Genomic DNA, 11,964 nt, shown 5'->3' on the forward strand with positions numbered 1-11,964 from the left:
GCCTGGCGTGCGCTACCTGAACCCGAGGGGTTAGAGTGACCGGCCATGCAACGAGGAGAATTCCCCAATGAGCCGACTGGCCTCCATCAAACTCTCCACCCTCGACCTGGCGCCGATTCGCGACGATGGCGATGCCGCTCAGGCCCTGCACAATTCGCTGGCGCTGGCCCGACATGTCGAGAGCCTCGGCTTCGAGAGATTCTGGGTGGCCGAGCACCACAACATGGACGGCATCGCCAGCTCCGCCACCTCCGTGCTGATTGGCTATCTGGCCGCCGGCACCTCGAAAATCCGCCTGGGCGCTGGCGGCGTGATGCTGCCCAACCATGCGCCGCTGGTGATTGCCGAACAGTTCGGCACCCTCGCCACGCTCTATCCCGGTCGTATCGATCTGGGCCTGGGCCGCGCGCCCGGCGCCGATCAGTACACCGCCCATGCCCTGCGCCGCAGCCGCGATGGCAGCGCCGACGACTTCCCCAATGATGTCGAAGAACTGCAGGCCTACCTCGGCCCGCGCCAGGAAGGCCAGCGGGTGATCGCCATGCCCGGGGCGGGGACCAATGTGCCGATCTGGCTGCTCGGTTCCAGCCTGTTCAGCGCCCAGCTGGCCGGCATGAAAGGTTTGCCTTATGCGTTCGCCTCGCACTTCGCACCGCGCTACATGCACGAGGCGATCCGCATCTACCGCAACCACTTCCGCCCCTCGGCGGTGCTGGACAAGCCTTATGTGATGCTTGGCGTACCGCTGCTGGCAGCCGACAGCGACGAGCAGGCGCAATACCTGGCCACCTCCGCGTTCCAACGCATCCTTGCGTTGATCCGCGGCCAGAGCCTGGTGCAGCGCAAGCCCGTACCGAGCATGGACGGCCTGTGGCTGCCGCACGAGCGTCAGGCCGTGGGCGAGTTCTTCGGCCTGGCCGCCATCGGCGGGCCGCAGACCGTGCGCCAACGCCTGGAACAGTTGCTGGAGCAAACCGAAGCGGACGAACTGATCTTCACCTGCGACATGTACGACTTCGCCGACCGCCTGCACGCCTTCGACATCCTCGCCGAGCTGCAACACGGCTAAGTGCGAACTTGTACGCGTGACTGCCCTCTGAATCAGAACAGGCCGCCAGATCGGTGGCCCCGTTCATACGGTGGAAGCAGCCAAGACCGGCTGCCCGGTATCCAAGGTACTGAACGCCACGATCACCCTGGAAGGCACACTCGAAGCCTGACCTTGCACCCGCGGCGCACCCATTGATCAGCGGGGTGCGCCGTGCGGATCAGCCCTGGCCTAGGGTCTGTTGCCGTTTCGACGCGAGCCGTGCGCGAAACGGCAACAGACCCTAGATGGCCGTCCCGCAACGCAGCACCTCGCCACGCGCCAACACGTTGCGTTGCTCGTCATATAGCCAGGCCTGCGCCTTCATCAGTTGCTGGCGCGCCTCGATGCGATAACGCTGTCCCGCCGCGAAGTCGTCATAACGCAGACGAATCTCGCAGGTCATGCGCAACGGCTCGCTCATCATGCCCAGCCCCCCGCCGCCGCGCACCTCGAACTGAAAGCGCGTTTGCAGCTCGTGCCGGCCGGGCGTCACCTGAAAGTAGCGGCCATCCGGCCAGCGCTTGCCGTCCAGGCGGTCGGCCATCAGCAAGGTATCGGCGCTGGAATACAACTCGACCCAGGCCTGCTGCGGGTCGGGCTTGGGCAGCGGTGAAGCACAGGCCCCGAGCATCATCAGGGCGGGAGCGAGAAACAGGGCGCGCATGGCGACTTCCTCGGTAGGGTTCAGACACCAGCCTACATCGGGAGGCTTGCAAAACCGAGGCGAAACGAGCGTATTCACGCACACAGGGCTGGAGACAAGCAACGCGATCAGCTAGCGTGACGGCATGCCCAACGCCTCTTCTAAAGACCTGCTGCGCCGCTGCGCGGTTCCCCTGCTTGCCCTGCTGCTGGGCGGCTGCTCGACCCTCGACTATTACGCCCATCTCGGTCAGGGCCAATGGCAGCTGTTGCAGGCACGCCAGCCAGTCGAATGCCTGCTCGACGACTCGGCCACCGACCCCGATCTGGCCAAGCGCCTGACGCTGAGCCAGCAGGCGCGGGACTTCGCCAGCGCCAGCCTGCAGCTGCCAGAGAACCGCAGCTATCGCCTCTACGCCGACCTGGAGCGCCCCTTCGTGGTGTGGAATGTGTTCGCCACTCCAGAGTTCTCCCTCGACCCCGAGCTGCATTGTTTCCCCATCGCCGGCTGCGTCGCCTACCGCGGCTACTACCAGCAGGGCCGAGCCCGCGGTGCTGCCGCGCTGCTGCGCCAGCAGGGCCTGGACACCTACATCGGCGGTGTCGAGGCCTATTCCACCCTGGGCTGGTTCGATGACCCGCTGCTCAACACCATGCTGCGCTGGAGCGACGAGCGTTTCATCGCGGTGATCTTCCACGAGCTGGCGCACCAGCAGTACTACCTGCCCGGCGATACCGCCTTCAACGAGTCCTTCGCCACCTTCGTCGAACGCGAGGGGCTGCGTCAGTGGCACGCGGCCCGTGGTGAAACGCCGCCGGCCAGCGACGAGCGCCAGCGCCAGCAGTTCATCGAACTGGTGCTGGCCAGCCGCGAGCGCCTGCAGCAGCTCTACGTCAGCGACCTGCCGGAGTCAGACATGCGCATCGCCAAACAGGACGAGTTCGAGCGCCTGCGTCGCGACTACCGCGCCTTGCGCCAACGCGAATGGGGCGGCCAGGGGCGTTATGACGCCTGGATCGAAAGCCCGCTAAACAACGCCAAGCTGCTGCCCTTCGGCCTCTACGACCAATGGGTGCCGGCTTTCGCGGCACTGTTCACGCGCGAGGGCCGGGATTGGCGCGCGTTCTACGCCGCCGTGGCCGCGCTCGGTCGGCTGCCGGAAGCGGATCGTCGGGCCGCGCTGGAAAGCCTGAGGCAAACCAACTAGAACTGCGGGGCAGATTGCCAGTCCAGCCTACTCAGGTTTCGCCCAACACCGGAGGTACAAGCGATGCAACGACTGATTCCCGCCCTGGCCCTGATGCTTCTTGCTGGCGGCGCGCTGGCCGCGCCCAAGCCCTGCGAAGAACTCAAGCAGGAAATCGAAGTGAAGATTCAGGCCAACAACGTGCCCAGCTACACCCTGGAGATCGTGCCCAACGGCGAAGTTCAGGATCAGAGCATGGTCGTCGGCAGCTGCGACGGCGGCACCAAGAAGATCGTCTATCAGCGCAACGGCTGATACACCCCCTGTAGGAGCGAGCTTGCTCATGAAGCTTTCGATTTCATTCGCGAGCAGAGCTCGCTCCTACAGTTTTCAGCAGATGAAGGCCCGGCGCATTTCCTCCAGCGTCTCGAAATGAAAGTCCGGCGTCTCGCCGAGCAATTCCTCACGACTACCGAAGCCGTAACCGACCGCCACCGCCTGCAAGCCATTGCTGCGTGCGCCGATCAGGTCATGCTTGCGGTCGCCGATCATCAGCGCCGAGCCGGGCGCCAGTCGTTCCGACTCCAACAGATGCGCCAGCAGCTCCACCTTGTTGGTGCGGGTGCCATCCAGCTCACTGCCATAGATGCGCGTGAAGTAGCGGTCGAAGCCGAAGTGCCGGGCGATTTCCTCGGCGAACACCGTCGGTTTGCTGGTCGCGATATACAGCGTTCGGCCCTGCGCCACCAGCGCCTCGAGCAGAGTTTCCACGCCGTCGAATACACGATTTTCGTACAGCCCGGTCACCCGGAAGCGCTCGCGGTAGTAATTGACCGCCTGCCAGCCGGTGGCCTCATCCAGCGCGTAGGTGGCCATGAAGCACTGCAACAAGGGCGGGCCGATGAAATGCTCCAGCGCGGCCAGGTCCGGCTCGTCGATACCCAGCTTGGCCAACGCGTACTGCACCGAACGGGTGATGCCCTCACGCGGGTCGGTCAGGGTGCCGTCGAGGTCGAAGAGAATGGTGGAGTGATGCATGGCGGGCGCCTATTCGCAATCGGAACGGCCGCGAAGGATACCCGCCTTCAGCGCCCACTTCACGCTCAGGCATGCACCCGATAACCCCAGCGCAGCCCCAGCCGAGTGAACGGCCAGAGCAGCGCCAGCTGCAGCAAAGCGAACAGCCCCAGCAACACGAGGCTACCCGCGAAACCGAACCAAAGCGCTGCCAGCACCAGGATCATGCCCAGCATCCCGCTGCAGAACCACAAGGCAAAGGTAATCAGACAGGCCAGCGCCAGCCGACCACCCTTGAACCCCAGCATCTGCGACGGCAACACCGAACGTGCGGCGAAGAAGGCGACCAGCAGGGACAAGCCGGCGCTGACCAGCCCGCTCAACCCCGCCCAGCCGTCGAGCACCTCATTTGCCATACCGCCCATCGACAGGCGTGTCACCAGTGCATTCAACTGTAGGTTGACCACCACCATGCCCAACGCAAAACACCAGGCCAGCGTGGTCGCCGACACCGGCAAGGCAGCCTCTGCCGGCCTGGCCTGGTGGCGAAACAGATGCAGCACCAGCCACAACGTCAACAACGCCTCGACGGTAAAACGCAACAGACCGACCAGCCACCACAACCCAACACTGAGCAGGCCGCCAGCGCCGTAATGATCGAAATGCTCGTAAAGCCCCATGTGCAGGTAGCTCAGGGCATACCCCAGCGCCCAGGACACCAGGAACCAGGCCACGCCATAGGCCAGCATAAGCGACGCGGATTGCGGGTAGTCCGCCAGGCCGTTGCGCTCCAGATAGACCAACGTCAACCAGTAAGCGGCCAACGCCGACAGCAGCAGGTGACTCAGCCAGAACGACACCGATTGACGCAACAAACTGACGTAGTCGACCTCATCGATCCGACCCCAGGTAATCAATGTGATGACAATGCCGATCACCCCGACCGCCAAGGCAACCCAAGCCACGTGGCGCGGCAATGCCGGCCACTCGCCCGGACTGGAATTCACTGCCGCAGCCGGCAAAGGTTCGAAGGGATTGGCTTGGCTCATGAGGTACTCCCTGTCGAGGTCTGAATCCATCGAAACGCGAGAGTACCGCCCCTCCCAGCAGGGCAATAGCTCGAGATGGCAGAACTGTGCGGTATGGCCAGACAACGGTCAGCACCTACAAGGCATGCCCATACCCATTTTTCTACGACGGACAAATCGTCTTTTAAAAATCAATGAGTTGCCGGATGACGAGAAAAAATGGTCAACCACCACCGAATCCCGCCATACCTTGAGCGATGCAAGTTTGCCGGCTATCGTGCCTACCTCACTGCCGAATAGGCAGCTCAGAAATCGGCCAGTTGCGCCTGCAGCTCGCGCTGGCGCCTCACTGCCGAATAGGCAGCTCAGAAAATCAAAACCACAAGTAGCCCAACGGCGAAAAGCCTCACTGCCGAATAGGCAGCTCAGAAATGGGACACCAAAAGCAGCGTCTACGGACGTGGCCTCACTGCCGAATAGGCAGCTCAGAAAATGCCTGGCTCTGGAACCAGGCCGGATCGACGCCTCACTGCCGAATAGGCAGCTCAGAAAACGTCCCACGCTTTCATCACCAGCTGGGTTTTCCTTCACTGCCGAGTAGGCAGCTCAGAAATGGTCGAATCCGCCCAGCTCTACGCCCCGCCCCTTCACTGCCGAGTAGGCAGCTCAGAAATTCATGTGCGCGGCGCGTGGCTTGATCTTCTCCTTCACTGCCGAGTAGGCAGCTCAGAAAAAACGATCCTGGCTGTCCTGAAGGCTGGTCTTCTTCACTGCCGAGTAGGCAGCTCAGAAATGCACGCAGAGGCCGAGTCGCTGCGGACTGAGCTTCACTGCCGTATAGGCAGCCCGCCACTTGGCAGCCACAAGCAAAAGGGCTTAACTGCCAGCATTGTTTCAGGAGCCCCTCATGGACGACATCAGCCCCTCCGACCTCAAGACCATCCTCCATTCCAAACGCGCCAACCTCTACTACCTGCAGCACTGCCGGGTGCTGGTCAACGGTGGGCGGGTGGAGTACGTCACCGATGCCGGCAAGCAGTCGCTGTACTGGAATATCCCCATCGCCAACACCACCACTATCCTCCTCGGCACCGGCACCTCGATCACCCAGGCGGCGATGCGTGAGCTGGCCAAGGCCGGCGTGCTGGTGGGTTTCTGTGGCGGTGGCGGCACACCGCTGTTCTCGGCCAACGAGATGGACGTGGAGGTCGCCTGGTTCTCGCCGCAGAGCGAGTACCGCCCCACCGAGTACCTGCAGAAGTGGGTAGGGTTCTGGTTCGATGACGGCAAGCGCCTGGAGGCGGCCAAAGCCTTTCAACTGGCGCGCCTGCAACGTATCCGCCAGGGCTGGCTGCATAGCCGGCCCTTGAAGGATGCCGGCTTCCAGGTCGACGCCACTGCCCTGGAAAATGCCCTCGATGCCTCGCAGCGCGCCATCATGGCGGCACCGGATAACACCTTCCTGCTTACTGAAGAGGCCCGCCTGAGCAAGCAACTGTTCGCCCTCGCCGCCCGTGCCGTCAGCTATGGCGACTTCACCCGCGCCAAGCACGGCTCCGGCGGCGACCCGGCCAACCGTTTTCTCGACCACGGTAATTACCTGGCCTACGGCCTGGCCGCCAGCGCCACCTGGGTGCTCGGCATCCCTCATGGCCTGGCCGTGCTGCACGGCAAGACGCGGCGCGGCGGCCTGGTGTTCGACGTGGCCGACCTGGTCAAGGACGCGACCATCCTGCCGCAAGCTTTCGTCAGCGCCGTGCGCGGCGACGAGGAACAGGAGTTTCGCCAGGCCTGCATCGAAAACCTCACCCGTGGCGAGTCACTGGACTTCATGATCGACACCCTCAAGGCCGTGGCCGAGCAGGTTGGCGCATGAATGTGCTGCTGATCGCCCAGTGCGACAAACGCGCCCTGGTGGAGAGCCGGCGCATCCTCGACCAGTTCGCCGAGCGCCGCGGCGAGCGCACCTGGCAAACGCCGATCACCCAGGCCGGGCTGGATACCCTGCGCAAGCTGTTGAAGAAGAGCGCCAGGCGCAATACCGCCGTGGCCTGCCACTGGATCCGCGGCAAGGATCACAGCGAACTGCTGTGGATAGTCGGCGATGCCAGCCGCTTCAACGCTCAGGGCGCGGTGCCGACCAACAGCACCCGCCGCGACGTATTGCGCAAGGATGACGAGAACGACTGGCACAGCGCCGAGGATCTTCACCTGCTCAGCACCCTGGCCGCGCTACTGCATGATCTGGGCAAAGCCAGCCTGGCCTTCCAGAATCGCCTCAAACCTGGCGCGCCCATGGAGCGCAACCTGTATCGCCACGAATGGACATCGCTGCGTCTGTTCCAGGCCTTCGTCGGCAACGACGACGACCCGACCTGGCTGGCGCGCCTGGCCAACCCCAGCGAGCAGGATGACGCCAGCTGGTTGAGCCGCCTGCAACGCGACGGCCTCGACCCCGACTGCGACAAGCCCTTTCGCCACCTACCGCCCCTGGCCGCCGCCCTGGCCTGGCTGGTACTGACCCATCACCGCCTGCCCCTGATGCCCAGCGAGGACACGCGCCTGGGCAGCAAGATCCGCCACTTCCAGCTGGGCATGCTGAAGAACCTGCCAGGAGATATCGACGCCAGCTGGAACGAGCACTGCACCACCCAGGACAGGGCGCAGATCGAACCTTACTGGCACTTCCCCCACGGCCTGCCCGTGACCACCGAGCGCTGGCGCAAACGGGCCAGCAAGCAGGCCCAACGTCTGCTCGCCCTACTGCCACGCCGCCCACAGCGCGACTGGCTAGGCAGCCCCTACCTGATGCACCTGGCACGCCTGAACCTGATGCTCGCCGACCACCACTATTCCAGCCTCACCGGCCCAGGCCGGGTGCAGGGCGAGGCGGGCTATCCGCTGTGGGCCAATACCGAGCGCAAAAGCGGCAAGTTCAACCAGGGCCTCGACGAACATCTGCTGGGGGTCGAGGCCAATGCCGGGCTGATCGGCCATCGCCTGACCGACTTCGAGCGCAGCCTGCCACGCCTGAGCCGGCACAAGGGCTTGAAGAAGCGCAGCGGCAACGAACGCTTTCGTTGGCAGGACAAGGCCTTCGACCTGGCCGCCGGCATGCGCGAACAGGCTGCTCGGCACGGTGCGTTCATCGTCAATATGGCCTCCACCGGTTGCGGCAAGACCCTGGGCAATGCACGCATCATGTATGCCCTGAGCGACCCCGAGCGCGGCATGCGCTGTGCCTTCGCCCTTGGCCTGCGCAGCCTGACCCTGCAAACCGGGCGCGCCTTCCGCCAACGCCTTCGACTGGACGAGGATGACCTGGCCATTCGCGTCGGTGGCGCGGCCAACAGTACCTTGTTCGAGCACCAGCAGGCGCTCGCCGAACGCAGCGGCTCGGCCTCCAGCCAGGCACTGTTCGAAGACGATGGTCATGTACGCTTCGACGGCAATGTGGACGCCCATCCGCTGCTCAACAAGGTGATCCACGAACCCCAGGTGCGCGCCCTGCTGATCGCGCCGGTACTGGTCTGCACCATCGACCACCTGACCCCTGCCACCGAGAGTCAGCGCGGCGGGCGACAGATAGCGCCCATGTTGCGCCTGATGAGCGGCGACCTGGTGCTCGACGAGCCGGACGATTTCGATATCGCCGACCTGCCTGCCCTGGCGCGTCTGGTGCATTGGGCCGGGCTGCTGGGCAGCCGCGTGCTACTGTCCTCAGCCACCCTGCCGCCCGCCCTGACCCAGGGTTTGTTCGAGGCCTATCGCGCCGGGCGTGTCGAGTATCAGCATCATCGTGGCGAACGCCCTGGCGAGCTGCCGGCCATCGCCTGTGCCTGGGTCGATGAACAGCGACAAAGCCGCCTGGACTGTAGCGACAGCGCCAGTTTCAGCGCCGCCCACCTGGACTTCGCCCAACGCCGCCACGCCTGGCTCGCGACGCAGCCCACGCGCCGCCAGGCGCAACTGCTGCCGCTGCGCTTTGCCAGCCAGCGCCCGGAGGAGATTCGCCAGGCTTTCGCCGAGCAGATACTGACCGCCGCCCGCAGCCTGCACGACACCAACGCCACAACCGACCCGCACAGCGGCAAGCGCGTAAGCTTCGGCATGGTACGCATGGCCAATATCGAGCCCCTGTTCGATGTGGCCCTGGCGTTGTTCCGTCTGGGTGCGGCCGCCGGCACGCGGATTCACCTGTGCGTCTACCACTCGCAATTTCCTTTGCTGCTGCGCTCGGCCATCGAGAGTCGGCTGGATGCCACCCTCAAACGTGAGCAGCCCGATGCGGTATTCGCACTGCCGGAGATTCGCCAACGCCTGGAGCGCTTCGACGAGCCGGAGCAGCTGTTTATCGTGCTCGGCTCGCCGGTCACCGAAGTGGGCCGCGACCATGATTACGACTGGGCACTGGTCGAACCCTCCTCCATGCGCTCGCTGATCCAGTTGGCCGGGCGCGTGCGGCGCCATCGCCCCGAGCCCTGGAGCACAACCAATGTGCAGATATTCGACAGCAACCTGCGCCATGCCGAACGGCGCGACCAGCCAGCTTTCTGCAAACCCGGTTTCGAGACGGAACACCCCTGGCGGCTGAACAGCCATCGTCTGGACAGGCTGCTGGAAGCCGAGCAATACCAACGGATCGACGCCCGCCCGCGCATTCTCGAACGCCCCGCGCCACTGGATGCCAAGGGCAACCTGGTCGATCTGGAACACGCGCGCCTGCAAGGCTGGATGCTGCAACCCGCCGCACCCGACCCGGCCACGCTGTCAGAGCGCGAACGGCGGCGGCAAAGCAGCCAGCCGCGTGAAATGAATGCCCATGACGGCTGGAGCCAGCCGCTGTTGCACCTCACGGCCCTGGCCCAGCAGCAACAACCCTTTCGCCTCGACACCCAGCCAAAGGTCGAGCTGATCTTGCTGCCGGACGAAGACGATGAGGATTACCAGCTACACCGCATCGACCCCGGCCAGCGCCGCTACGAGCAAATCTACGTGCCGGTGGAAAACAGCCTGCACCAGCGCATCGCCGACAGCGAACTGGCCGGACCGCGCATCAGCCCCTGGGGTGCTACCGACTACCTCCAGGCCTTGTCTGAACTGGCACAGGAGCTGGACATGAGTCTGGAGGGCTGCGCCAAGCGCCTCGGCACCGTCAGTCTGCCCGAGAGCGAGCGAGGCTGGCGCTTTCACCCCGCGCTGGGCTTTGCCAAACGCAGGTGAGATTCCCCTACACCCTGCGCGGCGTGTAGCAGGGCTACAGCATCGCGGCTAAAGCCCCTCCCACAGCATTGAAGACCTGTGGGAGGGGCTTTAGCCGCGACTCCGTTGGGTAGGAACCGTGATGTCAGCAGCTAACTATCAATCCGAAAATCCCCATGCAGCGCCCGCCAGTGCTCACGCAATACGGCCTTGTGCGCCTCATGCATGGGGCTATCGCGCAGGGCTGCCGGCCATAGCGCGCGAGCCTTATCGATGGCGGCCTTGAGGTTGTAGAGAATCGGCGACTCCGGCAGATCCGCGCGCTTGGCCCAACGCCGGAAGTGCTCGAGCGATACCTCATACCACTGCTTGGTCTGCGCCATGTTCAGCGCGTAGTGCTGCTCGGCAGGGATATAGGCCTTGGTGAAGAGGATGTCGTAGGCCGGCGACAGCACCGGGTTCACGCCATCGGGATAGAGAATGCTCCAGTTCTTCAGATGCGCATCGCCGTTGCCCAACAGGATGTTGACCAGCAAGCGCACAGCCATCTGCACCACGTCACGCTGGCCGCTGTAGGTGTTCTGATAGATCAGCCGGGCGATCTGTTCGTAACTGGCCCTCTGGTACTTGTCCGCCGCATAGGCGAACAGCACCTGGGCGAAGTCCTCGGCATGCACGCGCTTGCCCTCGGCCCGGTCGAAGCGGCGGATGCCATAGGCATAGCCTTCATCCGGCAGCTTGATCTGCGGCAGACGCTCGAGCTTGTCGAGTTCTACCAGACGGATTTCCGGTATATCCACGCCGGCCAGTGCCGCAAGGTGCATGCAGGTATATTCGTTGAGCGGTACATGATCATGCACCGTGGAGGGCGTCTTGATGATCCAGTCACCGGGCGCCGCCGTATCCCCCAATTGGTAACGGCCATCGCGCTGGTGCATGGAAAACTTCATCTGCACCCCGGCCAGGGAAAAATGCGCCACCCGGTCCACGGTAGCCACCGCCACTCGGTCGAGCCGCCCACGGTCACCGAAGGCCGCATCCGGGATAGCCTCGGCAGCAACCGGCTCGGCGATTAGCGCACCGGGCAGGTCGCCGCCCAGGTGTACCAACAGCGGGAACTCGTTGTGCTCATGGACCTTCAAGCGCTGGGCCAGCAGTTGGCGCAGCGCGCCTTCGGGCAGCAGGTTGCTCAGCAGCGGGTGCAACTGCATATTGGTCACCACCGGGAAACTCTTGCCAGCACGGGTCGCGAAAGTGGCCGGGTTGGCCAGTGACAGGGTCAGCGCGGGGCGGTTGGCATCCTCAACAAACGACGGCGCCAGCGACAACACCGTGCGGTTATGTGCATAGCCGGCCACGTAACCCACCAACTGCCCATGCAGCGTCAACCTGAGTGCCGAAACCTGCTCGCCGGCCATCAGTCGTCACCCAGGTCTTGCCAGGGGTCTTCGATAGTTTCCTTGACGCCCGCACCAGGCGCAGACGATGGCGAGCGATCCACGGCGTAGTTCTGTTGCGCCCTGGCGGGGCCGGCCTCCAGCAGTTGCTCGACCTGACGTGCCAGCTCCTTGGGGATCAGCATCAGCGTGGCGTCCAGGCCTTCGGCGATCTTGTCCAGGGTAGCCAGGCTGGGGTTACCGTCTTTCTCGATCTTGCCGTACTGCTGGCGATTCAACCCCACCCGCAACGGCATATCCGTACCTTTCAGGCCAAGCTGCAGGCGTCGGCGTTTGATCTGGGTCAGCACTGTACTGCGCATGGGCTACCTCACTCGCTCTATCCAGAGTGCAGCATATAA

At 64.1% G+C, this 11,964-nt stretch carries 10 protein-coding genes and 1 CRISPR repeat array; of the genes, 5 read left to right on the top strand and 5 right to left on the bottom strand.

Annotated elements, in window-relative coordinates:
- Positions 1–67: 67 nt before the first annotated feature.
- Entirely contained in the window at positions 68–1,069 is a 1,002-nt protein-coding gene (locus DBO86_RS23375) for an LLM class flavin-dependent oxidoreductase (RefSeq protein WP_074855831.1), read from the top strand.
- A 262-nt stretch (positions 1,070–1,331) separates the two neighbouring features.
- On the opposite strand, the gene DBO86_RS23385 is transcribed toward DBO86_RS23375, so the two are convergent.
- Entirely contained in the window at positions 1,332–1,754 is a 423-nt protein-coding gene (locus DBO86_RS23385; RefSeq protein WP_004425353.1) for a PA0061/PA0062 family lipoprotein, read from the bottom strand.
- 124 nt (positions 1,755–1,878) lie between these two features.
- Between DBO86_RS23385 and DBO86_RS23390 the strand changes: the two genes are divergently transcribed.
- On the top strand, positions 1,879–2,940 hold the full coding sequence (locus tag DBO86_RS23390; RefSeq protein WP_108234996.1) for an aminopeptidase: 1,062 nt from the start codon (positions 1,879–1,881) through the stop codon (positions 2,938–2,940).
- Positions 2,941–3,003: 63 nt separating this feature from the next.
- The gene (locus tag DBO86_RS23395; protein WP_074855826.1) at positions 3,004–3,234 is read left to right on the top strand and encodes a DUF1161 domain-containing protein; all 231 of its coding nucleotides are present in this window, start codon (positions 3,004–3,006) and stop codon (positions 3,232–3,234) included.
- A 75-nt stretch (positions 3,235–3,309) separates the two neighbouring features.
- Here the strand turns inward: DBO86_RS23395 and DBO86_RS23400 are convergent, their stop codons facing one another.
- Positions 3,310–3,957 carry an HAD family hydrolase gene (locus tag DBO86_RS23400; protein ID WP_084342088.1) on the bottom strand — a complete coding sequence of 216 codons (648 nt, stop codon included), beginning with the start codon at positions 3,955–3,957 and terminating at the stop codon, positions 3,310–3,312.
- Between the two features lie 65 nt (positions 3,958–4,022).
- Positions 4,023–4,985: a hypothetical protein gene (locus tag DBO86_RS23405; protein ID WP_074855824.1), complete on the bottom strand. Its 963-nt coding sequence runs from the start codon at positions 4,983–4,985 to the stop codon at positions 4,023–4,025.
- Positions 4,986–5,247: 262 nt separating this feature from the next.
- A CRISPR array of direct repeats spans positions 5,248–5,757; the repeat unit is 29 nt; unit sequence GCCTCACTGCCGAATAGGCAGCTCAGAAA.
- 114 nt (positions 5,758–5,871) lie between these two features.
- On the opposite strand from DBO86_RS23405, the gene cas1f reads away from it, so the two are divergent.
- A complete protein-coding gene (gene cas1f / locus DBO86_RS23410; protein WP_004425364.1) occupies positions 5,872–6,840 on the top strand; it encodes a type I-F CRISPR-associated endonuclease Cas1f in 969 nt (322 codons plus the stop codon).
- Entirely contained in the window at positions 6,837–10,187 is a 3,351-nt protein-coding gene (cas3f, locus tag DBO86_RS23415; RefSeq protein ID WP_108234997.1) for a type I-F CRISPR-associated helicase Cas3f, read from the top strand. The genes cas1f and cas3f overlap by 4 nt, the downstream gene beginning before the upstream one ends.
- Before the next feature lie 131 nt (positions 10,188–10,318).
- Here the strand turns inward: cas3f and DBO86_RS23420 are convergent, their stop codons facing one another.
- Positions 10,319–11,584: a type II toxin-antitoxin system HipA family toxin gene (locus DBO86_RS23420; RefSeq protein WP_108234998.1), complete on the bottom strand. Its 1,266-nt coding sequence runs from the start codon at positions 11,582–11,584 to the stop codon at positions 10,319–10,321.
- Positions 11,584–11,925 (bottom strand): helix-turn-helix transcriptional regulator, encoded by a 342-nt coding sequence (locus tag DBO86_RS23425; RefSeq protein ID WP_004425370.1) that lies wholly within the window; start codon positions 11,923–11,925, stop codon positions 11,584–11,586. Before DBO86_RS23425 ends, DBO86_RS23420 begins: the two co-directional genes overlap by 1 nt.
- Between the last annotated feature and the right edge of the window lie 39 nt (positions 11,926–11,964).

The sequence above is a fragment of the Ectopseudomonas oleovorans genome (assembly GCF_003052605.1).
Lineage (GTDB): Bacteria > Pseudomonadota > Gammaproteobacteria > Pseudomonadales > Pseudomonadaceae > Aquipseudomonas > Aquipseudomonas oleovorans_A.

Coding starts and splice junctions, on each gene's coding strand:
- DBO86_RS23375 (WP_074855831.1), top strand. CDS start 68: ATGAGCCGACTGGCCTCCATCAAACTCTCCACCCTCGACCTGGCGCCG.
- DBO86_RS23385 (WP_004425353.1), bottom strand. CDS start 1,754: ATGCGCGCCCTGTTTCTCGCTCCCGCCCTGATGATGCTCGGGGCCTGT.
- DBO86_RS23390 (WP_108234996.1), top strand. CDS start 1,879: ATGCCCAACGCCTCTTCTAAAGACCTGCTGCGCCGCTGCGCGGTTCCC.
- DBO86_RS23395 (WP_074855826.1), top strand. CDS start 3,004: ATGCAACGACTGATTCCCGCCCTGGCCCTGATGCTTCTTGCTGGCGGC.
- DBO86_RS23400 (WP_084342088.1), bottom strand. CDS start 3,957: ATGCATCACTCCACCATTCTCTTCGACCTCGACGGCACCCTGACCGAC.
- DBO86_RS23405 (WP_074855824.1), bottom strand. CDS start 4,985: ATGAGCCAAGCCAATCCCTTCGAACCTTTGCCGGCTGCGGCAGTGAAT.
- cas1f (WP_004425364.1), top strand. CDS start 5,872: ATGGACGACATCAGCCCCTCCGACCTCAAGACCATCCTCCATTCCAAA.
- cas3f (WP_108234997.1), top strand. CDS start 6,837: ATGAATGTGCTGCTGATCGCCCAGTGCGACAAACGCGCCCTGGTGGAG.
- DBO86_RS23420 (WP_108234998.1), bottom strand. CDS start 11,584: ATGGCCGGCGAGCAGGTTTCGGCACTCAGGTTGACGCTGCATGGGCAG.
- DBO86_RS23425 (WP_004425370.1), bottom strand. CDS start 11,925: ATGCGCAGTACAGTGCTGACCCAGATCAAACGCCGACGCCTGCAGCTT.